Source organism: Pseudomonas sp. B37(2017), from assembly GCF_002112885.1.
GTDB lineage: Bacteria > Pseudomonadota > Gammaproteobacteria > Pseudomonadales > Pseudomonadaceae > Aquipseudomonas > Aquipseudomonas paraglycinae.
The window spans coordinates 37,760-60,670 of record NZ_NEIX01000013.1; the positions used below are offsets into that span (position 1 = coordinate 37,760).

Annotated in this window: 22 protein-coding genes; 13 read left to right on the forward strand and 9 right to left on the reverse strand. The window is 61.3% G+C overall.

What is annotated here, in order from left to right:
* Positions 1 to 43: 43 nt before the first annotated feature.
* Positions 44 to 931: a formate/nitrite transporter family protein gene (locus CAF90_RS25505; RefSeq protein ID WP_085608883.1), complete on the forward strand. Its 888-nt coding sequence runs from the start codon at positions 44 to 46 to the stop codon at positions 929 to 931.
* Here CAF90_RS25505 and CAF90_RS25510 read toward each other — a convergent pair whose 3' ends face one another.
* Both CAF90_RS25510 and CAF90_RS25515 read right to left on the reverse strand, forming a co-directional pair.
* A complete protein-coding gene (locus CAF90_RS25510; protein WP_085608884.1) occupies positions 932 to 2,197 on the reverse strand; it encodes a sodium:proton antiporter in 1,266 nt (421 codons plus the stop codon). It lies immediately after the preceding gene.
* A 105-nt stretch (positions 2,198 to 2,302) separates the two neighbouring features.
* Entirely contained in the window at positions 2,303 to 3,472 is a 1,170-nt protein-coding gene (locus tag CAF90_RS25515) for an MFS transporter (protein ID WP_085608885.1), read from the reverse strand.
* A 219-nt stretch (positions 3,473 to 3,691) separates the two neighbouring features.
* Here CAF90_RS25515 and CAF90_RS25520 point away from each other — a divergent pair, with 219 nt between their 5' ends.
* Positions 3,692 to 4,525: an EamA family transporter gene (locus CAF90_RS25520; protein WP_085608886.1), complete on the forward strand. Its 834-nt coding sequence runs from the start codon at positions 3,692 to 3,694 to the stop codon at positions 4,523 to 4,525.
* A 39-nt stretch (positions 4,526 to 4,564) separates the two neighbouring features.
* A complete protein-coding gene (locus CAF90_RS25525; protein WP_007959694.1) occupies positions 4,565 to 4,948 on the forward strand; it encodes an MAPEG family protein in 384 nt (127 codons plus the stop codon).
* Positions 4,949 to 5,061: 113 nt separating this feature from the next.
* Here the strand turns inward: CAF90_RS25525 and CAF90_RS25530 are convergent, their stop codons facing one another.
* Positions 5,062 to 6,234 carry a murein transglycosylase A gene (locus CAF90_RS25530; RefSeq protein WP_085608887.1) on the reverse strand — a complete coding sequence of 391 codons (1,173 nt, stop codon included), beginning with the start codon at positions 6,232 to 6,234 and terminating at the stop codon, positions 5,062 to 5,064.
* A 128-nt stretch (positions 6,235 to 6,362) separates the two neighbouring features.
* Between CAF90_RS25530 and CAF90_RS25535 the strand changes: the two genes are divergently transcribed.
* On the forward strand, positions 6,363 to 6,812 hold the full coding sequence (locus CAF90_RS25535) for a cytochrome c (protein WP_085608888.1): 450 nt from the start codon (positions 6,363 to 6,365) through the stop codon (positions 6,810 to 6,812).
* Positions 6,813 to 6,856: 44 nt separating this feature from the next.
* Here the strand turns inward: CAF90_RS25535 and CAF90_RS25540 are convergent, their stop codons facing one another.
* The 4 genes from CAF90_RS25540 to CAF90_RS25555 form a co-directional block, all read right to left on the reverse strand.
* A complete protein-coding gene (locus tag CAF90_RS25540) occupies positions 6,857 to 7,252 on the reverse strand; it encodes a DUF1090 domain-containing protein (RefSeq protein WP_007959697.1) in 396 nt (131 codons plus the stop codon).
* A 98-nt stretch (positions 7,253 to 7,350) separates the two neighbouring features.
* Positions 7,351 to 9,027, reverse strand: coding sequence for an NAD-dependent DNA ligase LigB (ligB, locus tag CAF90_RS25545; protein WP_085608889.1), 1,677 nt, complete (start codon positions 9,025 to 9,027; stop codon positions 7,351 to 7,353).
* Between the two features lie 142 nt (positions 9,028 to 9,169).
* Entirely contained in the window at positions 9,170 to 10,360 is a 1,191-nt protein-coding gene (metK, locus tag CAF90_RS25550; RefSeq protein WP_011336330.1) for a methionine adenosyltransferase, read from the reverse strand.
* Between the two features lie 18 nt (positions 10,361 to 10,378).
* Positions 10,379 to 11,374: a metalloregulator ArsR/SmtB family transcription factor gene (locus CAF90_RS25555; protein ID WP_085608890.1), complete on the reverse strand. Its 996-nt coding sequence runs from the start codon at positions 11,372 to 11,374 to the stop codon at positions 10,379 to 10,381.
* Between the two features lie 271 nt (positions 11,375 to 11,645).
* Here CAF90_RS25555 and tkt point away from each other — a divergent pair, with 271 nt between their 5' ends.
* The 7 genes from tkt (at position 11,646) to CAF90_RS25590 (ending at position 18,293) form a co-directional block, all read left to right on the forward strand.
* Complete coding sequence (gene tkt, locus CAF90_RS25560) at positions 11,646 to 13,643, forward strand: transketolase (RefSeq protein ID WP_085608891.1); 1,998 nt, start codon at positions 11,646 to 11,648, stop codon at positions 13,641 to 13,643.
* Between the two features lie 176 nt (positions 13,644 to 13,819).
* Positions 13,820 to 14,872 carry an erythrose-4-phosphate dehydrogenase gene (epd, locus tag CAF90_RS25565; protein WP_007959703.1) on the forward strand — a complete coding sequence of 351 codons (1,053 nt, stop codon included), beginning with the start codon at positions 13,820 to 13,822 and terminating at the stop codon, positions 14,870 to 14,872.
* A gap of 12 nt (positions 14,873 to 14,884) precedes the next feature.
* Complete coding sequence (locus tag CAF90_RS25570) at positions 14,885 to 16,048, forward strand: phosphoglycerate kinase (RefSeq protein ID WP_085608892.1); 1,164 nt, start codon at positions 14,885 to 14,887, stop codon at positions 16,046 to 16,048.
* A gap of 34 nt (positions 16,049 to 16,082) precedes the next feature.
* On the forward strand, positions 16,083 to 16,304 hold the full coding sequence (locus tag CAF90_RS25575; RefSeq protein ID WP_007959706.1) for a hypothetical protein: 222 nt from the start codon (positions 16,083 to 16,085) through the stop codon (positions 16,302 to 16,304).
* Positions 16,305 to 16,360: 56 nt separating this feature from the next.
* Positions 16,361 to 16,693, forward strand: a complete 333-nt coding sequence (locus tag CAF90_RS25580; protein ID WP_007959707.1) for an MliC family protein — start codon at positions 16,361 to 16,363, stop codon at positions 16,691 to 16,693.
* A 125-nt stretch (positions 16,694 to 16,818) separates the two neighbouring features.
* Positions 16,819 to 17,883 (forward strand): class II fructose-bisphosphate aldolase, encoded by a 1,065-nt coding sequence (fba, locus tag CAF90_RS25585; protein ID WP_007959708.1) that lies wholly within the window; start codon positions 16,819 to 16,821, stop codon positions 17,881 to 17,883.
* Between the two features lie 158 nt (positions 17,884 to 18,041).
* Positions 18,042 to 18,293 carry a helix-turn-helix transcriptional regulator gene (locus CAF90_RS25590; RefSeq protein ID WP_085608893.1) on the forward strand — a complete coding sequence of 84 codons (252 nt, stop codon included), beginning with the start codon at positions 18,042 to 18,044 and terminating at the stop codon, positions 18,291 to 18,293.
* 208 nt (positions 18,294 to 18,501) lie between these two features.
* Here the strand turns inward: CAF90_RS25590 and CAF90_RS25595 are convergent, their stop codons facing one another.
* Together CAF90_RS25595 and CAF90_RS25600 are read right to left on the reverse strand one after the other, a co-directional pair.
* Positions 18,502 to 18,861 (reverse strand): DUF6124 family protein, encoded by a 360-nt coding sequence (locus CAF90_RS25595; RefSeq protein ID WP_085608894.1) that lies wholly within the window; start codon positions 18,859 to 18,861, stop codon positions 18,502 to 18,504.
* A 364-nt stretch (positions 18,862 to 19,225) separates the two neighbouring features.
* Positions 19,226 to 19,894, reverse strand: coding sequence for a polysaccharide lyase family 7 protein (locus CAF90_RS25600; RefSeq protein ID WP_007959711.1), 669 nt, complete (start codon positions 19,892 to 19,894; stop codon positions 19,226 to 19,228).
* Between the two features lie 350 nt (positions 19,895 to 20,244).
* Here CAF90_RS25600 and CAF90_RS25605 point away from each other — a divergent pair, with 350 nt between their 5' ends.
* Entirely contained in the window at positions 20,245 to 22,368 is a 2,124-nt protein-coding gene (locus CAF90_RS25605) for a bifunctional diguanylate cyclase/phosphodiesterase (RefSeq protein ID WP_085608895.1), read from the forward strand.
* Between the two features lie 41 nt (positions 22,369 to 22,409).
* Entirely contained in the window at positions 22,410 to 22,901 is a 492-nt protein-coding gene (locus CAF90_RS25610) for a M48 family metallopeptidase (protein ID WP_007959720.1), read from the forward strand.
* Positions 22,902 to 22,911 lie beyond the last annotated feature (10 nt).

Below are 22,911 nucleotides of genomic sequence, written 5' to 3' on the forward strand. Positions count from 1 at the left end.
GGCGCGTGTCGTAGCCTTATGACCCCGCCACCGGTTTCCCGCCATGACCACGCCAACAGACGGCAAGACCCCCGACCTCTCGGCCAAGGAACAACACGAAGTCGAGAAAAACCAGCCGCCCCGGGCGGCGGTCCTGCATGAAATCATCCGCAAACAGGGCGACCAGGAACTGGAGCGCAGCATCGCCGCGCTGTGGTGGTCGGCGCTGGCGGCCGGGCTGACCATGGGCCTGTCGCTGATGGGCATGGGTCTGCTCAACTCGCGTCTGCCCGAGGGCGACGAATTCAAGGTGATCGCCAGCTTCGGTTACTGCGCAGGTTTTCTCGCGGTGATCCTCGCCCGCCAGCAACTGTTCACCGAAAACACCCTGACCGCCGTGCTGCCGGTGATGACCAAACCGACGATCCGCAATTTCGGCCGGCTGATCCGGCTCTGGACGGTGGTGCTGTTCGGCAACCTGTGCGGGACGATTCTGGTGGCGTACGTGATGCTCGAACTGCCGATCTTCGACAGCAAGACCGACGAGGCCTTCCTCGAAATCGGCCGCAAGGTCATGGAGAACCACGCGAGTCAGATGTTCGCCAAGGGCATCGTCTCGGGCTGGATGATCGCCACCATGGTCTGGATGATCCCGTCCATGGAAAGCGCGAAGATGTGGATCATCATCCTCATCACCTATCTGATGGCACTGGGCGATTTCACTCACATCGTGGTGGGGTCGGCGGAGGTGTCGTATCTGGTGTTTGCCGGCGAGTTGCCGTGGAGTGATTTCTGGGCGGTGTTTGCCGGGCCGACCCTGGCGGGAAACATCATCGGCGGCAGTTTCATCTTCGCCCTGATCAGTCATGCGCAGATCCGCAGTGAAAGCGGCGCTCCGAAAGAGTCTGCGGACCAGGTTGAAAAACCCGATCCGCAGCAGATCAAAAAATGATCAGTGCTGCACGGGCTCGGCAGCGCTCGCCGGCTCGTCGCGCGTTGCGTGCTTGACCAGTTTGCCGATGGTCAGGCCCTGCAACAGGATCGACGACAGCACCACGATGTAGGTGATGCTCAGCAGCAGATCGCGCTCCGGGCCCAACGGCAGGGCCAGGGCCAGTGCCACCGAAACACCGCCGCGCAATCCGCCCCAGGTCAGGATGCGAATGGTGCCGCGCGGCACCGTGCGCCAGCGCCGCAGCAGGACGATGGCCGGGGCCACGGTGAGCAGTCGCGACAGCAGAATCGCCAGGGCCAGCAGACTCGCCGCCGCCACGTGCAGCCAGTTGAACGGCAGCAGCAACAGCTCCATGCCTATCAGCGCGAACAGCAGGGCGTTGAGCATGTCGTCGAGCAATTCCCAGAAACCGTCCAGGTATTTGCGCGTCATGTCGTTCATCGCCAAGTTGCGACCGAGGTTGCCGATGATCAGACCGGCGACCACCATCGCAATCGGCGCCGAGACGTGCAGCTCGGTGGCCATTGCCGAACCGCCGATCACCAGCGCCAGGGTCAGCATGACTTCGATCTGGTGCTGCTCGATGCTCTTGATCATCAGGTACACCAGATAACCGATCAGCCCGCCGAACAGCACGCCGCCCACCGCCTCGTGGACGAACAGCATCGCCGTGGCGCCGACGGTCGGTGTTTCGCCCAGTTGCGCGATGCCCAGCAGCACGGTGAACACCACCACGGCGGTGCCGTCGTTGAACAGCGATTCGCCGACGATGGTGGTCTTCAGCGGCTTCGAGGCGTTGGCCGTACGCAGCACGCCGAGTACCGCAATCGGGTCGGTCGGGGAAATCAGCGCGCCGAACAACAGGCAGTAGAGGAAGCTCACGTGCCAGCCGAACAGGGCAAAAATGTAATAGGCGAGGCTGCCGATCACGGCGGTGGCGATCAGTACGCCGAAGGTCGCCAGCAGGCCGATGGGCCAGCGGTAGCTGCGCAGGTCGTTCAGGTTGACGTGCAAGGCGCCGGCGAACAGCAGGAACGACAGCATCCAGTTCATCAGCAGATCGCCGAAGTCGATCTGGCCGATCAGTTGCTGTACACGCTCTTCGAGGCCGGGGTAACCGAGCAGGCTCAGGCCTTGCAGCAACAGGGAAAACATCAGTGCGGTAACCATCACGCCGATGGTCGGGGGCAGGCCGATGAAGCGGAAATTCACGAAGGTGAGGAGGGTGGTGAGGCAGATGAAAGCGGCGACGAGTTCAAGCATCCGGGGTCCTTTGGATGGGGGGTGAAAGACAGCGCGCCCATTCATGGACGCAAGGGTTGGATGGGCTGACGCCGGGTGGGGACACAATTGTGTCCCCCGGGAAAATCAGCCGGACACATTGACCGCAGCGACACCCCGACGTTGCAGGTAGATGAAAAACAGCGCCGTCAGCACGGTCAGCACGCCCACCAGCGCGCCGGTCCACGGCAAGTCCGCCAGGTCCGCGCCGCTGGCTACCACCAATCCGCCGATCCACGCGCCGGCGGCATTGCCGAGGTTGAACGCGCTCTGGTTCAGGGTAGAACCGAGGTTCGGTGCTTCATGCGCCTGATCGATGATCAGCAGTTGCAGGATCGGGCACAGGGCGAAGGCAAAAATCCCCCACAGCACCAGCGTGATCGCCGCCGGAACCACCGAGCGGCTGGTCTGGCTGAACGCCGCCAGAATCAACACCACCGCCAGTGCGACACCCACCAGCGAAGGCAACAGGCGGCTGTCGGCCAGGCGCCCGCCGAGCATGCTGCCGCCGGTCAGGCCGACGCCGAACAACAGCAGCATCACCGTCACGCCGTGAGGGCTGACGCCGGTGATGTCCTGCAGAATCGGCGCGATGTAGGTGAACACGCTGAACAGACTGGTGGAGGCCAGCACGCTCATTCCCAGCGCCAGCAACACGTTGACCTTGCCCAGCACCTTGAACTCGCTGGCGAGGTTGGCCTTGTCCATCGGGATGTGTTTCGGCAACCACAGCCATTGGGCGAGGGCGGCGATCACACCAATCACCGAGACCGCCCAGAAGGTCGAACGCCAGCCGGCGTACTGGCCGAGCGCAGTGCCCAGCGGCACGCCGAGCACGTTGGCCAGGGTCAGGCCGGTGAACATCATCGCAATCGCCTGCGCCCGCTTGTTCGGCGCGACCAGCCCGGCGGCCACCACCGAACCGATGCCGAAGAACGCGCCGTGGCACAGCGCGGTGACCACCCGCGCCGCCATCAGCGTTGCGTAGTTCGGCGCCAGTGCGCACAGCACGTTGCCGAGGATGAACATCAGCGTCATGCCCAGCAGCGTGGCCTTGCGCGGCATGTTGGCGGTGCCGATCGCCAGGATCGGCGCACCGAACACCACGCCCAGGGCGTAGCCGGTGATCAACAGGCCGGCGTGGGGAATGCTCACTGCGAGGTCGCGGGCGACATCGGGCAGCAGACCCATGATGACGAATTCAGTGGTGCCGATGCCGAAAGCGGCAACAGCGAGTGCAAGCAAGGCGAGTGGCATGCGCAAGGTCTCTGTCGGTAGTCTTGACGCTTTGATCAGGCATACGCAGGCCGGCGACCGGTCTCGGACGAGAACGGGGCAGGCAGGAATTATTGGAATTTATCTGTGCGCAACTGAGTGCGGCGTGGTCGCTTGCAGTATAAACAGCTGCTGACACATCGCGAATCAATAATCTGACTAATTGGCTCAGGCTCAACAACAAGAATCAAGGAGTGGCACGTGCTGGCGACAGCTCTGGTGTTGGTAGCGGCGCTGTTGCACGCAGCGTGGAATACGTTGATCAAGTTCAGCGCCGAGCGTTTGCTGGTGGTGGCCTGCATGGACACCGTGGCGCTGTTGTTCGTCGCGCTGGCGTTCCCTTTCATCAGCCTGCCGCCGGCGGAAATCTGGCCGTGGATTCTGGCGTCGGCGGCGTTCGAACTGCTCTATCGTTATTTGCTGATCCAGGCCTATCGGGTCGGCGATCTGGGGCTGGTCTATCCGTTGATGCGCGGATTGTCGCCGCTGGTGGTGCTGGCGCTGACCCTGATCTTCGCCGGCGAAGTGCTGACCACCCAGCAGATCTTCGGGATCATGTTGATCCCGCTGGGCATGGCTTGCCTGCTCTGGCAGGGCGGCGGCGGGAAACACTTGCCGTGGTCGATGCTGCCGGTGGTGGCGCTGATCGGCTTGTGCATCGGTTGCTACACCTACATCGATGGCCAGGCCTTGCGGCGCTGGTCGCATCCGCTGGATTACCTGGTCTGGGTCACGCTGCTCAGTGCCTGGCCTTTCCCGATGCTGGCGTGGGTGGCCAAGCGTCCGGCGTTCATGCTGTTCTGGCGAGAGCAATGGAAGCTGGGACTGGCGGTCGGATTCTGCGTGTTGTTCAGCTACGCTCTGGTGCTGTGGGCGATGCAGTTGGGCTCGATTGCCGAAGCGGCGGCGTTGCGTGAAATCAGCGTGATTCTGGTGGTGCTGTTCGGCATGCGTTACCTGAAAGAACCTTTCGGCCGGCCGCGGCTCTTAGCCTGTGGGCTGGTGCTGATCGGCATGCTGGTCATGAAGTTCTGACCGCCTGGCAACTCTATAACTCGAAAAAAGGACGGCGTTATGACGGTGGCTCTGTGGTGCGTTTTGATTGCGATTTTTCTGCCGTATCTGTGCACGGGCGTGGCCAAGGCTGTCGGTGGGTATCGGCTGAGCGACAATCACGATCCCCGGGATTTTCTCGAAAGCCTGAACGGCGTGGCGCGACGTGCCCATGCGGCGCAACTGAACAGTTTTGAAGTGACGCCGGCGTTTGCGGCGGCGGTGATCGTTGCGCACCTGGTCGGCACGGCAGAGCTGGTGACGGTCAACGTGCTGGCGGTGCTGTTCATCACCAGTCGCCTGCTCTACATCATTTGCTATCTGGCGGACTGGGCGATTCTGCGATCGCTGGTGTGGTTTGTCGGGATGGGGCTGATCGCTTCGTTCTTCTTTGTGTCTGTCTGATTCTTGAGCGCTGCTACTGGCCTCATCGCGAGCAGGCTCGCTCCCACGCTTGAGTTCATTTCCCTGTGGGAGCGAGCCTGCTCGCGATGGCGGTCTGACCGCCGAAGTCGTGGTCAGGGTTTATCTTCAACCTGCGGCACTTGCGGCAACGCCGCACCTTTTGGCCAGAGCATCCAGATCTGCCCTTGCTGCTTCATGTCGCCGGCCAGTTGCCCGGCGGCATCGCCGGTGCCCCAGAACAGATCCGCACGAACTTCGCCGGCAATCGCGCCGCCGGTGTCTTGCGCAGCCACCGGGCGTACCAGTGCCGTGCCGTCCGGGCGGGTGGTCGACAGCCACAACAGGCTGCCCAGCGGAATCACCTTGCGATCCACCGCCGCGCTGTAACCGGCGGTCAGCGGCACATTCAGCGAGCCGCGCGGGCCTTCGTTGCTGTCCGGGTTGCGGGTGAAGAACACGTAGCTCGGGTTGCTCGCCAGCAGTTCCGGAATGCGCGACGGGTTGGCCTTGGCCCAGTTGCTGATCGCTCCCATGGTCACTTCTTCTTTTTTCAACTCGCCCTGTTCCACCAGCCAGCGGCCGATCGGCCTGTACGGATGACCGTTCTGGTCGGCGTAGGCGATGCGTAGCTGGCGACCGTCATCGGTCTGGATCCGCCCCGAACCCTGAATCTGCAGAAATTGCAGGTTCATCGGGTCGGTCAGCCAGGCCACGACCGGCGCCTTGACGCCCTGGCTCTCGATGGTCGCCGCATCGTCGTAAGGCTTGAGCACACGACCTTCGAGGCGGCCGCGCAGGCGCTTGCCTTTCAGCTCCGGGTAAATGCTGTCCAGCGACACAATGATCATGTCTTCGGGCACGCCGTACACCGGCACGTTGGCGGTGGCGGTTTGCGTCAGGCTGCCGGGGTAGACCGGTTCGTAATAGCCGGTGATCAGACCGTTGGGGTTGTCGTTCTCGGCGCGCAGACCGAACACGTCGAGGTTCTGCTTGAGGAAGGCGCGGATGTCGCCGGCTTTTTGCGGCACGTTGGCGGCTGCCGCACAGGTCGCGCCCCAGACCGGGTCAGCCTTGAGCCGGGTGCAGGCGCTGCGCCACGAACCGAAACCGGCCACCAGGTCGCTATCGGACACTGCCGGCAGGGCTTCCCAGGTGGCGCTGGAATACGTGGCCAGGGCGTGGGTTTTCGGCTTGGCGCTGTCGCCACCGGTGCAGCCGGCGAGGATTGCCAGCAGCGGGAGGGTAGCGATAAGCGGATGACGCCAGGCCTTGAAACGGCTGTTCATGGAGAATTTCCTGTGCCGGTTGCAGAAGTGCTCCATGCGCTCAAGCAACCCTTATTGTTAATAGGGCTATTGGTGTTTGGCGGTGACCCGAGGATACTGGCCGCCGATTTCCGTGACCTGAAGCCACCATGACTCTTAAAAGAATTTCTGTTGTATTGCTGGCCTGTCTGACCTTGTCCGCCTGTGGCGGTGTCGACCCGAACTCCCCGCTGGGTCAGCGCAAGGCGATCTTCAAGCAGATGCTCAAGACCGGCGAAGACCTGGGTGGCATGCTGCGCGGACGCATTGCCTTCGACGGGCCGAAATTTGCGGAAGGTGCGGTCAAGCTCGATGCGTTGTCCCATGAGCCGTGGAAGCATTTCCCGCAGGTGCGCGAAGAAGATCACACCAGCGCCAAGGACGATGTCTGGCAGAAACAGGCCCGCTTCCAGGAAATGGCCCGCACCCTTGAAACGGCCACCGGTGAACTGGTGATCGCCAGCAAGGTTCAACCCTACAAGGCCAGTAACCTGGGGCCGGCCGTGCAGAAAGTCGAAGATGCCTGCAGTGCCTGCCACAAAGAGTTTCGCGACCACTGATGTTCGAGGGATCACGGCTTTTTTGGCTGTGATCCCCGGCTTTCTTACTTGTCGAGTTCGTCCAGCGCGTCCTGCAATTCCTTGCGCGATTCGGCGAGCTTGTTCTTGCGCTTGTCGATCTTCTCCGGATCGCCTTTCTTCATGGCCTTGTCCAGATCAGCCTGACGCTTGCTCACTTCGTGCTTGGCGTCGAGCACCTTGTTTTCGCGTTCTTTCTTCAGGCCGGCGTCGGTGCAGTGTTCGGTGACTTCGCGCAGGGCGGTTTCGAGGCCGGCCTGCTGGTCGGCGTTGCCGCGGGACTTGGCCTGTTCGATCTGGTTGATGATGCCCTGCTTCTTGGCGGCACAACCGGTCAGGCCCGGCGCGTCTTCGTCGGCCATCACTGGGGCGGCGAGGACTGCGCAGAAAGACAGCAGGGCGAGCGGTGCGAGAAATTTCATAAAAGCTCCATGTGCAAAAGCAATCGGGTCGGTGAAGCACTGCGCTGTTGGAGCGCTCCGGCGGACATTGGGTTCCCGGCGGGCCGGGGATCGCGTGTTCAGAAGCCGTCGACGCCGGCGGCTTGCAGGGTTTCACTCAGGGCCAGTACCTGCGGGTCGCGAAAAAAGGCGCTCAATTGCGCCGCGCGGCCCGGGCCGATTCCGGCTTCTGCCTGCCATTGTTCGGTATTGCGTTGTGCCAGCGCCTGCCATGAATCGGCGAGTGTTGCCTGACCGGTCGGTGGCAATCCCAGGGCTTTGAGCCACTGCAGGAACGGCCGTTGGCGGGCGCTGTGAAAACTGTGCAGCAGGCGGGCACTGCTGCGCTCGCCGAGACCGGCAATGTTAGCAAGCTCCGGCCCGTCGAGGGTCAACCAATCCAGCAGGCTGTTCAGGCGGCCTGTTTCCAGAAGTTTCTCCCAGGTGCCGCGACCGACATGGGGCATGGCCAGTCCCTGCTTGCCGCTGAGCCAGGTCAGGCGCGCGAGGAACTGGCTTTCGCAGCCCGGCGTCGGTTGCCAGCAGCTCAGGGCGTGAAAGTCGCTGGCGAGCGGAATGGTCAAATCGGCGCGTTCGGTACTGCGCAGTACCACGCTGTCGAGGCGCGGGATCGTCAGCCCGGCCAGGCTGATTGCGACCTGATCGCCGGGGCGAATGTCCAGTTCCTGCCAGCGTCTGAGTGAACTGACGCTGACCCGTTTGATCTGCCGGTCATCGAGCATCACCGGCGACAGTTCGAGCACTGGTGTAATGCGCCCGGTGCGGCCGATCTTGAAGTTCACCTTGCGCACATCGGCCAGCGCCTGGGCGAAAGGGTACTTCCAGGCGACAGCCCAGTAGGGCGGACGGGCCTGCCAGCGCTCCGCCGGTGGCCGCAGGCTCTGACGCAGGACCACGCCGTCCGTGGCGAATGGCAGTGGCGAGCGATACCAGTGATCGCGCCAGTGTTGCGCTTCGTTCAGGCTGGCGACGGCCTGGGTGTAGGGCTCCGTGGTAGGAAAACCGAATTGCGCCAGAGCGGCGATCCGCTCGGGTAATTCGCTCGGCCCTTGCGGCCAGTCCCAGACAAACAGCCCGATGCCGGCAGCGTGTTCCGCGTCCAGATCCTTGCGCCCCAGCAGCCCGGCCACGGTGGCGCGGGCGTTGGCGCTGCCGGCAAGTGCTTGTTTATGTCCGCTCAAGCGCCAATAGAGTTCGCCTTGCACCAGCAGATCCTGCGGTTGCGTCAGCTGTTGCGGAATGGCTCCGATCTTTTTTGCTGAAGTCGTCCAGTCCTGCCCGCGAACTCCATCCCCGCGACTGATCGCCTGATGCAGTCGACCGTCGCGATAGATCAGGGTCACCGCTACGCCATCGATCTTGGGTTGTACCCAGACGCTTTGGCGGTCGCGTAACCAGGTGGCGATGTCCGCCGCATCGTGAAGTTTATCCAGGCCGGTGTGTGCGACAGGGTGCGCAACCGGGCCGGATGCGGTGCGCAACGGCTCGGGCGGTGAGTGAAGTTTGAAGCACCGGCGCCATTGGTTCAGGCGCAGGCGGGACTGATCGTAGAGCTCATCCGCGATCACCGAGCGGCCTTCGCGATGATAGGCGTCGTCCCAGCGATCGATCTGTTGTTGCAGGGCGGCGACTTCGCTCGAAGCCCGGGCGGCGGTCCAGTCGGGGCAGTCGGCAGCGAAGGCGTTGAGTTGAAAAGCCGGCAGGAAAAACAGAAACAGGCGCAGTGTGGCAAGCATTGTGAGCGTCCTTGCTCAGGGAGATGCTTGAAGGCTAGCCGGGATTTTGAAGTGGGCCGGGCGGCTGTTTTGCCGGTTGTTTCGGCCATGAAAAAGCCCCGCACGGCGAACCCGTGCGGGGCTTCTTGTACCGCCAGGAAAATTACAGGCCGGCAGCGGAACGCAGAGCGTCGGCGCGGTCGGTTTTTTCCCAGGTGAAGGTGGAGAAGGTGTCTTCGCCAACGGTCTTGGTCTGCGGAGCGCGGCCGAAGTGGCCGTAGGCTGCGGTTTCCTGGTACATCGGGTGCAGCAGGTCGAGCATGGTGGTGATCGCGTATGGACGCAGGTCGAACACTTCGCGGACCAGTTTGATGATCTTGTCATCGCTGATCTTGCCGGTGCCGAAGGTGTTCAGCGAGATCGAGGTAGGCTGGGCCACACCGATCGCGTAGGAAACCTGAATCTCGCAACGCTCGGCCAGGCCGGCAGCCACGATGTTCTTGGCAACGTAACGGCCAGCGTAGGCAGCCGAACGGTCAACCTTGGATGGATCTTTACCGGAGAACGCGCCACCGCCGTGACGGGCCATGCCGCCGTAGCTGTCGACGATGATCTTGCGACCGGTCAGACCGCAGTCACCTACCGGGCCGCCAATGATGAACTGGCCGGTCGGGTTGATGTGGAACTGGGTGTCCTTGCTCAGCAGTTCGGCAGGCAGCACGTGCTTGACGATCAGCTCCATCACGCCTTCGCGCAGGTCGTTGTACGACACTTCAGGGTTGTGCTGGGTCGACAGAACCACGGCGTCGATACCGACAACCTTGCCGCCTTCGTAACGGCAAGTCACTTGCGACTTGGCGTCCGGACGCAGCCAAGGCAGCAGACCCGATTTACGGGCTTCGGCCTGACGCTGCACCAGCTGGTGCGAGAAGGTGATCGGTGCTGGCATCAGCACGTCGGTTTCGTTGCTGGCGTAGCCGAACATCAGGCCCTGGTCGCCGGCGCCCTGATCTTCAGGCTTGGCACGGTCAACACCCTGGTTGATGTCAGGGGACTGCTTGCCGATGATGTTCATCACGCCGCAGGTCGCGCCGTCGAAGCCGACGTCGGAGCTGGTGTAGCCGATGTCGCAGATCACGTCACGAACGATCTGCTCCAGGTCGACCCAGGCGCTGGTGGTCACTTCACCGGCAACGATGGCCACGCCAGTCTTGACCAGGGTTTCCACCGCAACGCGTGCGTGCTTGTCCTGGGCGATGATGGCGTCCAGCACTGCATCGGAAATCTGGTCGGCGATTTTGTCCGGATGTCCTTCAGACACGGACTCGGAGGTGAAGAGGGAGTATTCGCTCATCTCGATGTTTTCCTGAATTTACCGATGGTGAGTGTCGCCAGCCGGTCGCTGAAAATGGCGGACCTGGATCTGGAAACCATTACGTAAGCCTACATAGAGGCTTTCCCCGGGAACGAGTCCCGCAGCGGTGGCCCAACGGGCCAGATCGTCCTGTTCAAACCCCAACCACAGATCACCGCAGGCCTCCCTGGCCCAACTCTGGTTGTGGCTACATAACTCTGTCACGAGCAGACTACCGCCCGGTTGCAGCAGGCTGGCCATGTGCTTGAGCGCTTCGGCCGGCGCGGCGAAATGGTGCAACACCATGTTCAACACCACGCAATCGGCCTGAAGGCTTGTGCCATTCAATGCATCGGCCAATTGCAGGCTGACGTTAGCCAGCTGTTCACGTTCACATACCTGGCGGGCCAGTTCGAGCATCGCCGCGCTGTTGTCCAGTGCGGTTACGGTGCCGAAGCGACGCGCCAGTTCCGGCAGGAAAGCTCCATCGCCGGGGCCGACTTCAATGGCCGTGGCAGCGCCATTGAAATTCAGTTTGTCGAGCAGGGCCAGCACGCTTTCACGGTACTGCGGCAGGCCGGCAATCAAATCCTGCTGGGCGCGGAATTTCTCCGCGACCCGGGCGAAAAAGTCCTGGCTGTTGGCCGCGCGTTGCCCGTGAACCTGTGCGATCCGGGCTTCCACGTCGGCTGGCAGCGCCAGATTGTCGACTTCTTCTAACAACGCCGCGTGCAACTTGCCGCCCAGCAACTCGGTGTGGGGCAGGGCGCGGCGATAGAACACCGCATTGCCTTCACGGCGAGTCGCCACCAGATCCGCCTGCGCCAGCACTTTAAGGTGATGGCTCATGCCGGACTGGCCGATATCGAAAATCTGCGCCAGTTCCAGTACGCCGAACGAGTCGTTGGCCAGGGCGCGCAATACATTCAGCCGCAGCGGATCGCCGCCGGCCTTGCACAGGGCCGCCAGCTCGTCGCAATCGTCATGGCGAATGGAAGGCACACGTAAGTTCATAGGGCTGGCAGTCTAGTGACGGCCTGAAAGCATCGCAAGGTCTATATCAAAAAGTTTTGATATTGCTCGATGGATGGCGCATTCGATTGCACTTCTCACCGCCCGGCTAACTCTACAAACGAACAGCGGAAAGGTTTCACCAACCGAAACCGATGTTATCCATGGGAAAAACGCCTCCGGATGACTATCTGTCATTGCCCCGAGGCGCTCGGGTGAGGGAAAATGCCCTCCTTTTTTCCGTTTCAATCTATTCACACCCAGGAGATCAGCGATGCCTAGCCGTCGTGAGCGTGCCAACGCCATTCGTGCCCTCAGCATGGATGCCGTGCAAAAAGCCAACAGCGGCCATCCCGGTGCCCCTATGGGTATGGCAGATATCGCCGAAGTGCTTTGGCGCGACTACCTCAAGCACAACCCGAGCAATCCATCGTTCGCCGACCGTGACCGCTTCGTGCTGTCCAACGGCCACGGCTCGATGTTGATCTACTCGCTGCTGCACCTGACCGGCTACGACCTGTCGATCGACGACCTGAAGCAATTCCGTCAACTGCACAGCCGTACCCCGGGCCACCCGGAATTCGGTTACACCCCGGGCGTTGAAACCACCACCGGCCCGCTGGGTCAGGGTCTGGCCAACGCTGTGGGCTTCGCCCTGGCTGAAAAGGTACTGGGCGCGCAGTTCAACCGTCCTGGCCACAACATCGTCGACCACCACACCTACGTGTTCCTGGGTGATGGCTGCATGATGGAAGGCATTTCCCACGAAGTCGCTTCCCTTGCCGGCACTCTGGGTCTGGGCAAGCTGATCGCCTTCTACGATGACAACGGCATCTCCATCGATGGCGAAGTCGAAGGCTGGTTCACCGACGACACGCCGAAGCGTTTCGAATCGTACAACTGGCAAGTGATTCGCAACGTCGACGGTCACGACCCGGAAGAGATCAAGACCGCCATCGAGACCGCTCGCAAGAGCCCGCTGCCGACCCTGATCTGCTGCAAGACCACCATCGGTTTCGGTTCGCCGAACAAGCAAGGCAAGGAAGATTGCCACGGCGCCCCGCTGGGTGACGCGGAAATCGCCCTGACCCGTCAGGCGCTGAACTGGAACCACGGCCCGTTCGAAATCCCGGCCGACATCTATGCCGAGTGGGATGCCAAGGAAAAAGGCCGCGCCGCCGAAGCCGAGTGGGATCAGCGTTTCGCTGCCTACTCCGCCGCGTTCCCGACCGAAGCCAACGAACTGATCCGTCGCCTGAGCGGCGAGCTGCCGGCCGACTTCTCCGAGAAGGCTGACGCTTACATCGCCGACGTTGCGGCCAAAGGCGAAACCATCGCCAGCCGTAAAGCCAGCCAGAACGCCCTGAACGCGTTCGGCCCGCTGCTGCCGGAAGTGCTGGGCGGTTCGGCTGACCTGGCCGGTTCCAACCTGACCCTGTGGAAAGGCTGCAAAGGCGTCAGCGCCGAAGACGCCAGCGGCAACTACATGTACTACGGCGTGCGCGAATTCGGCATGACCGCGATCATGAACGGCGTTGCCCTGCACGGCGGTCTGGTGCCTTACGGCGCGACCTTCCTGATGTTCATGGAATACGCCCGCAACGCAGTGCGCATGTCCGCTCTGATGAAGCAGCGCGTGATCCACGTCTACACCCACGACTCCATCGGTCTGGGCGAAGACGGCCCGACGCACCAGCCGATCGAGCAACTGACCAGCCTGCGCAGCACGCCGAACCTCGACACCTGGCGTCCAGCCGATGCCGTTGAATCGGCCGTGGCCTGGAAAAACGCCCTGGAGCGCAAGGACGGCCCGTCGGCGCTGATCTTCTCCCGTCAGAACCTGCAGCACCAAACCCGTGATGCCGGCCAGATCGCCGACATCCGTCGTGGTGGTTACGTGCTGAAGGACTGCGCAGGCGAGCCTGAGCTGATCCTGATCGCTACCGGTTCGGAAGTCGGCCTGGCCGTTCAGGCCTACGACAAACTGACCGAGCAAGGCCGCAAGGTACGCGTGGTTTCCATGCCATGCACCAGCGCGTTCGACGCTCAGGACGCCAGCTACAAGCAATCGGTCCTGCCGTTGCAGGTTGGCGCGCGTATCGCGATCGAAGCGGCCCACGCCGACTTCTGGTTCAAGTACGTGGGTCTGGAAGGTCGCGTGATCGGCATGACCACCTACGGCGAATCGGCTCCGGCTTCGGCACTGTTCGAAGAGTTCGGCTTCACCCTGGAAAACATCCTGGGTCAGGCTGAAGAGCTGCTGGAAGACTGATCCAGAAAAGGTGTCGCCTGAACTGACGCCTTCGCGGGCAAGCCCGCTCCCACAGGTTCTTTGGTGTACACAAAATGTGTGACCAGCCTAGAACACTGTGGGAGCGGGCTTGCCCGCGAAAGCGGTGGTTCGGGCAACATCGCACTGCCTGATTCACCACGGTAATCGAGAACCCCATGCCTCAACCGCGTCCCTACAAAGTTGCACTCAACGGCTACGGCCGGATTGGTCGTTGCGTCTTGCGTGCGTTGTTCGAGCGAGGCTCGGCGGCAGGGTTTGAAATTGTCGCGATCAACGATCTGGCCGACATGGCCAGCATCGAATACCTGACACGCTTCGACTCCACTCACGGCCGGTTCCCCGGCGAAGTGAAGGTCGATGGCGATTGTCTGCATATTAATGGCGACTGCGTGAAGGTCCTGCGCAGTGCCACCCCCGAAGGCATCGATTGGGCGTCGCTGGGCGTCGATCTGGTGCTCGAATGCTCCGGCGCCTACCACACCCGCGCAGACGGCCAGCGTTTCCTCGACGCCGGCGCGCCGCGTGTGCTGTTCTCGCAGCCGATGGCCAGCGAGGCGGATGTCGACGCCACCATCGTCTACGGCGTCAATCAGGATTGCCTGACTGGCGACGAACTGCTGGTGTCCAACGCCTCCTGCACCACCAACTGCGGTGTGCCGCTGTTGCGTCTGCTGGATCAGGCGGTCGGTCTGGATTACGTGTCGATCACCACTATTCACTCGGCGATGAACGATCAGCCGGTGATCGACGCCTATCACCACGAAGACCTGCGCCGCACCCGTTCGGCGTTCCAGTCGGTGATCCCGGTGTCCACCGGTCTGGCGCGTGGTATCGAGCGCCTGCTGCCGGAACTTGCCGGGCGAATTCAGGCCAAAGCCGTACGCGTGCCGACGGTCAACGTGTCCTGCCTCGACATCACGATGCAGACCGCGAGCGACACCGACGCCGGCGAGGTCAACCGGATCCTGCGCGACGCCGCCACCAGCGGCCCGCTCAAAGGTCTGTTGGCCTACACCGAATTGCCTCACGCCAGTTGTGATTTCAACCATGACCCACATTCGGCCATCGTCGATGCCAGTCAGACCCGCGTTTCCGGCCCTCGGCTGGTGAACATCCTGGCCTGGTTCGACAACGAATGGGGTTTTGCCAACCGAATGCTGGATGTTGCAGAACACTATCTGCAAACAGCGACTTCAAAAAAACCGTAGGAAGTGCGACCCATGACCGTGTTGAAGATGTCCGACCTCGATCTGCAAGGTAAGCGCGTATTGATCCGCGAAGACCTCAACGTCCCAGTCAAGGACGGTGTTGTCACCAGCGATGCGCGTATCCTGGCTTCGCTGCCGACCATCAAGCTGGCCCTGGAAAAAGGCGCGGCCGTGATGGTCTGCTCGCACCTGGGTCGTCCGACCGAAGGCGAATTCTCCGCCGAGAACAGCCTCAAGCCTGTCGCTGACTACCTGAGCAAGGCCCTGGGCCGCGAAGTGCCGCTGGTGGCTGATTACCTGAGCGGCGTTGACGTCAAGGCCGGCGACATCGTGCTGTTCGAAAACGTGCGCTTCAATAAAGGCGAGAAAAAGAACGCCGACGAGCTGGCCCAGCAATACGCCGCCCTGTGCGACGTGTTCGTGATGGACGCTTTCGGTACTGCTCACCGCGCCGAAGGCTCGACCCACGGCGTGGCCAAGTTCGCCAAAGTCGCCGCTGCCGGCCCGCTGCTGGCTGCTGAGCTGGACGCACTGGGCAAAGCCCTGGGCGCCCCGGCCAAGCCGATGGCGGCCATCGTTGCCGGTTCCAAGGTCTCGACCAAACTCGACGTGCTGAACAGCCTGAGCCAGATCTGCGATCAACTGATCGTCGGCGGCGGCATCGCCAACACCTTCCTCGCTGCGGCCGGTCACCCGGTCGGCAAGTCGCTGTACGAGCCGGACCTGCTGGACACCGCTCGCGCCATCGCCGCCAAGGTCAGCGTGCCGCTGCCGGTCGACGTGGTGGTTGCCAAGGAATTCGCTGAAAGCGCTGAAGCAACAGTGAAGCTGATCGCTGACGTCGCTGCCGACGACATGATCCTCGACATCGGCCCGCAAACCGCGGCCAACTTCGCCGAACTGCTGAAGTCGTCGAAAACCATCCTGTGGAACGGCCCGGTCGGCGTGTTCGAATTCGACCAGTTCGGCAACGGCACCAAAGTGCTGGCACAGGCCATCGCTGAAAGCGCGGCGTTCTCGATTGCCGGCGGTGGCGACACCCTGGCGGCCATCGATAAATATGGCGTGGCAGAAAAGATCTCCTACATTTCCACCGGCGGTGGCGCGTTCCTCGAATTCGTCGAAGGCAAGGTGCTGCCGGCCGTTGAAGTCCTGGAAAGCCGGGCCAAGGCCTGAGGCCGCCCGATTGGCCAGGCAAAGGAGTGTTCAGATGGTCAAGTCGTTAGCGCTGTTGCTGCTGACCGGTACGCTGGCGGCCTGCGGGAGTAACCCGAAGGCCGAGCCGACACCGGCACCCGGCGAGGCACAGAAAGGCTGCTATCAGGCCGACTGGCAGGCCGAAACCAACCCGGTGCTGAACAAGCGCTCGGGTCCGGACGGTCTGGACAAATACGAGACGCAAACCCCGGCCAAGGAACATGGTTGTCCTTGACCGGTCTGACTCTTTACTCAAGTCCGGCGGCGTGCGCTGCCGGTCGAGGAACACGGATGAAAGGCTTGATCGCCGTTGCGGCACTGGGATTGTTGGGTGGTTGCGCGCAGTGGAACCCGTTCCAGTCGTCCGCCCCTGTGGATAACTGGACCACCTGGACCTGCGACAGCCAGGCCAAGGTGCTGTGGCGCTTCACCGATGCCGCCCGCAAGGAAGTCGATGTGCGTCTGGGCGGCGGCGATCAGGTCTATCGCCTGAAAGAAGAGCCGGGCGCCTCGGGCGCGTTGTACAGCGATGACATGCTGGCGTTTCACATGAAAGGTGAGGAAGGCCTGGTTTACTGGGTCGCCACCAATGATTTGATCGGCCGGGGCTGCAAAGCCGAATAAAACAGAATTTGCTTTATCGAATCACCAGGCCGGGCCTCAACCCCCGATCTGCAATCACTTGAATAGCCGCCGCCGCTCCGGCAGGCTGGCACGATTAACGACCCAAACCGGGAGAGACACACACAATGGCACTTATCAGCATGCGCCAGATGCTGGACCACGCAGCCGAGTTCGGCTACGGCGTTCCAGCCTTCAACGTCAACAACCTTGAGCAGATGCGCGCCATCATGGAAGCCGCTGACAAGACTGACTCCCCGGTGATCGTTCAGGCTTCGGCCGGTGCCCGCAAATACGCCGGCGCCCCGTTCCTGCGTCACCTGATCCTGGCGGCAATCGAAGAATTCCCGCACATTCCGGTGTGCATGCACCAGGACCACGGCACCAGCCCTGACGTCTGCCAGCGTTCGATCCAGCTGGGCTTCAGCTCGGTGATGATGGACGGCTCCCTCGGCGAAGACGGCAAGACCCCGACCGACTACGAATACAACGTCCGCGTTACCCAACAAACCGTCGCCATGGCTCACGCCTGCGGCGTTTCGGTTGAAGGCGAGCTGGGCTGCCTGGGTTCGCTGGAAACCGGCATGGCCGGTGAAGAAGACGGCATCGGCGCCGAAGGCGTTCTGGATCACAGCCAGATGCTGACCGACCCGGAAGAAGCTGCTGACTTCGTCAAGAAGACTCAGGTTGATGCCCTGGCCATCGCCATCGGCACCAGCCACGGCGCCTACAAGTTCACCAAGCCACCTACCGGTGACGTGCTGGCGATCGACCGCATCAAGGAAATCCACAAGCGCATCCCGAACACCCACCTGGTGATGCACGGTTCCTCGTCGGTTCCGCAAGAGTGGCTGGCGATCATCAACCAGTACGGCGGCGACATCAAAGAAACCTACGGCGTACCGGTTGAAGAAATCGTCGAAGGCATCAAGCACGGCGTGCGCAAGGTCAACATCGACACCGACCTGCGTCTAGCATCCACTGGCGCCATGCGTCGCCTGATGGCCACCAACCCGAGCGAGTTCGACCCGCGTAAATTCTTCGGCGAAACCGTGAAGGCCATGCGCGATGTATGTATCGCTCGTTACGAGGCTTTCGGTACTGCCGGCAACGCTTCGAAGATCAAGCCGATCTCGCTGGAAAGCATGTATCAGCGTTATCTGAAAGGTGAGTTGAACGCCAAGGTCAATTGAGACTGGGGGTTTAGCTGATTTGAAAGAAACCCGCCGTGAGGCGGGTTTCTTTTTGCCTGGGTTTTTTATGTCTAGCTCATATATACGTTGCGTGAGATGTCACCTATAACGGACAAAAAGCCGGAACGGCTTACTGAAGTCCGATATAGGTGACATTGATGATCTTGTACAACCCGCCGCTGTTTGGTGAACGAATCCGTCAGTACAGGCGTGCGAAGGGTTATACCCAGGCGCTGTTGGCGCAGAGAGCGGCGTGCAGCCGTAAGACCATTATTGACCTTGAAGCGGGAGGGAATGTGGCCCTATACACCGTGTTCAGGGTTTTGACAGCGCTGGGAATGACGCTTGATATCGTGGATAACCGGATAGATATCAAATCCTTGGCGGAACTGGTTGAACACGATGAGTAAGCTGCAACGGAGTCCGTCTACGGATTTTTACGGGAGGTGATTTTTGCGTGGGGTAAGAATTATCCAACGTAGTTGAGTACCTAGACGGCTGATCAATAGGACGTAGTCCATGTTCCGCTACCGCAACATTTGAAGATTCATGTTGTGCAAACACAACATTTCACTTCGAGAAACCCGCCGTGAAGCGGGTTTTTTTAGATAGAACGGATTATTTCGGCTCGACGTGATCCAGCGCCTGATTCACCGCCAGTTCTCCAAGCATCACCAGTTGCGCAATGCCTATCGCGGTTTTGCGGTCGGCGGGGGCGAGGGTGGCGGCGAAGTTGTTGAGCATTTCGCTGGCGGAGCCGAGGGTTTCGCTGGCGTTGGCCAGCAGGGATTCGGTGTTGTAGGCGGGATTGGCGAAGTACATGCGGTCGGGTTCGTTGACCGTGGCCATGATGCGGGAGCCGGGGCAGAGGTAGTGGTCGAGGGCGCGTTCGGCGGCTTCGTTGAGTTTTTTGGGGTCGATGGAATCGTAGGGGGAGGCCGGGTCTGTGACCGGCGGATGAGGCGTCGATTGAATCATGTTTCGTCTCCGGGAAATGGAGCCGACACCGGATCGCTACTAAACGATGGGGTGGCAGCTGAACGCAGGTTAGTAGACCGGGGAGACGCGAACCGGCGCGCCCGAAAGCGCCCTGCGTACAGCTACCATCAAGCGCAGATATCGAGATATCTCACTGTCAGGAGTGCAAATACGCCTCGCGAACCCTCGGGCTACTAAACCCGATCACTGCAAATCAGTGACCCGAATCAAGTTACCGATGGCCCTCCAGGCGCACAAGCCGGCGGATTCTGGCGTACCGGTAGGCAGCGACGCAAGCCGTTGTAGGCTTCGGGACGTTTCGCGAATTGCCTTTAAACAGAAGCCTTAAACGGTCGCGCGGCCGCTATTTATCGTGATCGATATCCAGCTTGCTGAACGTCACCTGCCCCCCCTCACTGGTGTACCCGGTGTTGTCCTGCACATACACGCCTGCCTTGAAATACAGCGGCTTGTTGCGCCATGTCGCGCTGATCTGCGAATCCCATTGATACCCGGCCGCACTCACGCCCAGCGCACCGCCGGGGCTCAGGTGAATGAGGTAGTTGAACTCGCGATTGAGTTTGATCCCGGTGGCAAGGGTGATGACGCGGCTTTCGTCCTGATCCGGATGGGTGCGCAGTTTGATCACCAGGTTGCCGGTCTCGGTTTTGTCTTTGTACTGGTACTCAAGCTTGAGCATCGGCTTCTGGCTTTCATAGGCGTGGATCTGGCCGATGACGATCTTGCCGGAGCTGGGCACCTTGTTGACCGAGAGGGTCGCGCGCAGCAGGTTGTCGGCGTCCGGGTAATACCAGTTGCGCAATGTTCCGTTGCTGTAGGTTTCGCGCAATTCGGTGCGCGGGTAGATCGCGTTTTCGGTTTTCGAGCCGGTCACCGGGGACCAGAAGAACAGGGTGCCGGTGTCGGAATGGAAGTACTGATCCTTGAAGCCGTTCACCAGTTTGGAGGTTTCGACGGTGTAGGGCGGGCTGCCAACGGGAACGCTGAGGTTCCAGGTTGCGAGGTCGATCATGTCGGTTCTTCCACTCTGTTGCTGTTGCACGCGCGTGCCAGAAGCTCTAGCCCGCGGTTCTTGGGGGCGGCCTTTATAAGCGTAGAGGGATTTTTTGTTAACGGCCGTCTGGCGGATGATTGGCGTCAACATCCTGTCGAAATGCCATCTTTCCCGGTTTTCGGGGGCTTCAGCGGTGACCGTTAGTCGGCTGCCTATCGGTTTGGTTAAATGATGGCTGGATGACAGCTATTGCTTTTACAGATCCCGGACTAGAGTGAAGGCTCAGTGACTGTACGGTTTTCACGAGAAACCGCGCGGAACGCGATCCGAGATGCCCCGACACGAGATGTCCCGACAAGAGAAGCAGCATGGAATGCGCGCAACCCCAGCCAGGTGAAGGCAGCTCAGTCCTTTTGATCGTTGATGATTACCCTGAAAATCTGATCAGCATGCGCGCGTTGCTGCAGCGCCAGGACTGGCAGGTGATGACCGCGGCTTCCGGTTTCGAAGCCCTTAGCCTGCTGCTCGAACACGACGTCGATCTGGTGCTGCTGGATGTGCAGATGCCGGGCATGGACGGTTTCGAAGTCGCGCGGCTGATGCGCGGCAGTCAGCGCACGCGCCTGACCCCGATCATTTTCCTCACCGCCAACGAGCAGTCCCAGGACGCCGTGATCAAGGGCTACGCCAGCGGCGCGGTGGATTACCTGTTCAAACCGTTCGATCCGCAGATTCTCAAACCGAAAGTCCAGGCGTTGCTGGAGCACCAGCGCAATCGCCGGGCCTTGCAGCGTTTGAGTCAGGATCTGGAATCGGCGCGAGCCTTCAATGCGTCGGTGCTGGATAACGCCGCCGAAGGCATTCTGGTGTTGGGTGAGGATGGTTTGATTCGCTTCGCCAACCCGGCGATTTCCCGGCTGCTGAATGCGCCGGTGAAAGAACTGGAAGGGCAGGAGTTTCTCGATTTCCTGCAGAAACCGCACATTCCGCTGTGGGCCGACTCCGAGTTTTATGCCAGTTACAAACGCGGCGAGACGTTGCGCTTGCACGACGCGCTGCTGCGTACCGCGCCGGGGCAGCAAGTGCCGGTGGCCTTGTCCTGCGCGCCGCTCCCGAGTGAACAGCACGCGATGGTGGTGACGGTGCTGGACATGTCGGTGGTGCGCCATCTGCATCAACAGCTGGAATTTCAGGCGGTCACCGACCCGCTGACCGGGCTGCTCAATCGCCGGGGTTTTTACCAGACTGTGGAAAACCTGCTGTTGCGCGGCGAGCGCACGGACAGCAGTTGGGTGCTGATGTACCTCGATCTCGACGGCTTCAAGAGGGTCAACGATTCCCTCGGCCATGATGCAGGGGACCGGGTGTTGCGCTGGGTCTCCGAACAACTGAAAGCCTGCCTGCGGCCATTCGATATTCTGGCGCGGATGGGCGGCGATGAGTTCACCGCGCTGCTGGATCTGGAATTCCCCGAACAAGCGGCGAAGATCGCCGAGAAGCTCATCGAGCGGGTGTCGATCTGTCAGCAGATCGAAGGCCTCGATATCGCTCTGGGTGCGAGTATCGGCATCGCCACCTACCCGGATTGCGGCAACAACCTCGACGGGTTGATGCGCGCCTCGGACATTGCCATGTACGAAGCCAAGCGTGCCGGGCGTCAGCAATATCGCTTTTACGATCACGAAATGAACGGCCGTGCGCGCTCTCGGCTGATGCTGGAAGAGAGCGTGCGCAACGCCATCGAGAACCGCGATTTCAATCTGGTGTATCAGCCGCAGGTGGCGATTGGTGACGGCCGGATTCGCGGTTTCGAGGCATTGCTGCGCTGGCAGCACCCGAGCGTCGGCGACGTGCCGCCGGGGTTGTTCCTGCCGTTACTGGAAGAGGCGACGTTGATCAGCCGGCTCGGCAGCTGGATTTATCACCGCAGCGCCGGGCAGCGTAAGGCCTGGGAGTCCGAGTTTTCCAAAGATCTGGTCATCGGCGTGAGCCTGAGCAACACCCAGTTCGGCCTGCCAAATCTGGTCACTGAATTGCGCCAGGTGCTGGAGCGCCATGGTTTGCAGCCACACCAGATGGAAGTGGAAGTGACCGAGGAGGCGCTGACGATCAATCCGGACGAGACCCGCAAACAGCTGAAGCTGCTACGCAATCTCGGGGTGCGGGTGGCGCTGGATGATTTCGGTTCCGGGTCCTGCTCGCTGGCGCATCTGCGTGATCTGGAGCTGGACACTCTCAAACTCGATCGGCACCTCATTGCCCGTTTGCCGGACTCGTCTCGCGACGCTTCGCTGGTGCGCACGGTCATCGACCTGTGCAAGGAATACGGCTTGCTGGTGATTGCCGAAGGCGTGGAAACCGTCGAGCAATACCAGTGGCTGCAAGCCCATGGTTGCGAGTACGTGCAAGGGTTCCTGGTGGCGCGGCCGTTGGTCGCCGAGGACACCGCACGCTTTACCGAGCCGTTCGACTGGAGCGCGTTGGCCGGTTGAATTCGCTACACTGGCGGCCTTTTCATGACCCGTGCCGCCCCATGACTGCGTTGAAATACCTCCAGGCCTATCCCGCGAATCTGCAGGATCAGGTGCGCCAATTGATCGCCGACAACCGCCTCGGTGATTACCTGAGCCAACGCTATCCGGGCCGCCACGATGTGCAGAGCGACAAGGCGTTGTACGGCTACGCGCTGGACCTGAAGCAGGAATACCTGCGCAACGCCCCGGCCATCGACAAGGTTCTGTTCGACAACCGCCTCGACCTGACCCATCGCGCCCTCGGCTTGCACACCACGGTCTCGCGGGTGCAGGGCGGCAAGCTCAAGGCCAAGAAAGAAATCCGCATCGCCTCGCTGTTCAAGGACGCCGCGCCGGAGTTTCTGAAGATGATCGTCGTCCACGAGCTGGCGCACTTCAAGGAGTCGGATCACAACAAGGCGTTCTATAAGTTATGTGAGCACATGCTGCCGGGCTACCACCAGGTCGAGTTCGACCTGCGGGTGTACCTGACGTGGCGGGACATGCAATAAGACATCAAAC

Bases quoted from the DNA above. Each gene is read 5' to 3' on its own strand.
- CAF90_RS25505 (WP_085608883.1), top strand. From the start codon at position 44: ATGACCACGCCAACAGACGGCAAGACCCCCGACCTCTCGGCCAAGGAA.
- CAF90_RS25510 (WP_085608884.1), bottom strand. From the start codon at position 2,197: ATGCTTGAACTCGTCGCCGCTTTCATCTGCCTCACCACCCTCCTCACC.
- CAF90_RS25515 (WP_085608885.1), bottom strand. From the start codon at position 3,472: ATGCCACTCGCCTTGCTTGCACTCGCTGTTGCCGCTTTCGGCATCGGC.
- CAF90_RS25525 (WP_007959694.1), top strand. From the start codon at position 4,565: ATGACGGTGGCTCTGTGGTGCGTTTTGATTGCGATTTTTCTGCCGTAT.
- CAF90_RS25530 (WP_085608887.1), bottom strand. From the start codon at position 6,234: ATGAACAGCCGTTTCAAGGCCTGGCGTCATCCGCTTATCGCTACCCTC.
- CAF90_RS25535 (WP_085608888.1), top strand. From the start codon at position 6,363: ATGACTCTTAAAAGAATTTCTGTTGTATTGCTGGCCTGTCTGACCTTG.
- CAF90_RS25540 (WP_007959697.1), bottom strand. From the start codon at position 7,252: ATGAAATTTCTCGCACCGCTCGCCCTGCTGTCTTTCTGCGCAGTCCTC.
- ligB (WP_085608889.1), bottom strand. From the start codon at position 9,027: ATGCTTGCCACACTGCGCCTGTTTCTGTTTTTCCTGCCGGCTTTTCAA.
- metK (WP_011336330.1), bottom strand. From the start codon at position 10,360: ATGAGCGAATACTCCCTCTTCACCTCCGAGTCCGTGTCTGAAGGACAT.
- CAF90_RS25555 (WP_085608890.1), bottom strand. From the start codon at position 11,374: ATGAACTTACGTGTGCCTTCCATTCGCCATGACGATTGCGACGAGCTG.
- tkt (WP_085608891.1), top strand. From the start codon at position 11,646: ATGCCTAGCCGTCGTGAGCGTGCCAACGCCATTCGTGCCCTCAGCATG.
- epd (WP_007959703.1), top strand. From the start codon at position 13,820: ATGCCTCAACCGCGTCCCTACAAAGTTGCACTCAACGGCTACGGCCGG.
- CAF90_RS25570 (WP_085608892.1), top strand. From the start codon at position 14,885: ATGACCGTGTTGAAGATGTCCGACCTCGATCTGCAAGGTAAGCGCGTA.
- CAF90_RS25575 (WP_007959706.1), top strand. From the start codon at position 16,083: ATGGTCAAGTCGTTAGCGCTGTTGCTGCTGACCGGTACGCTGGCGGCC.
- CAF90_RS25580 (WP_007959707.1), top strand. From the start codon at position 16,361: ATGAAAGGCTTGATCGCCGTTGCGGCACTGGGATTGTTGGGTGGTTGC.
- fba (WP_007959708.1), top strand. From the start codon at position 16,819: ATGGCACTTATCAGCATGCGCCAGATGCTGGACCACGCAGCCGAGTTC.
- CAF90_RS25590 (WP_085608893.1), top strand. From the start codon at position 18,042: ATGATCTTGTACAACCCGCCGCTGTTTGGTGAACGAATCCGTCAGTAC.
- CAF90_RS25595 (WP_085608894.1), bottom strand. From the start codon at position 18,861: ATGATTCAATCGACGCCTCATCCGCCGGTCACAGACCCGGCCTCCCCC.
- CAF90_RS25600 (WP_007959711.1), bottom strand. From the start codon at position 19,894: ATGATCGACCTCGCAACCTGGAACCTCAGCGTTCCCGTTGGCAGCCCG.
- CAF90_RS25605 (WP_085608895.1), top strand. From the start codon at position 20,245: ATGGAATGCGCGCAACCCCAGCCAGGTGAAGGCAGCTCAGTCCTTTTG.
- CAF90_RS25610 (WP_007959720.1), top strand. From the start codon at position 22,410: ATGACTGCGTTGAAATACCTCCAGGCCTATCCCGCGAATCTGCAGGAT.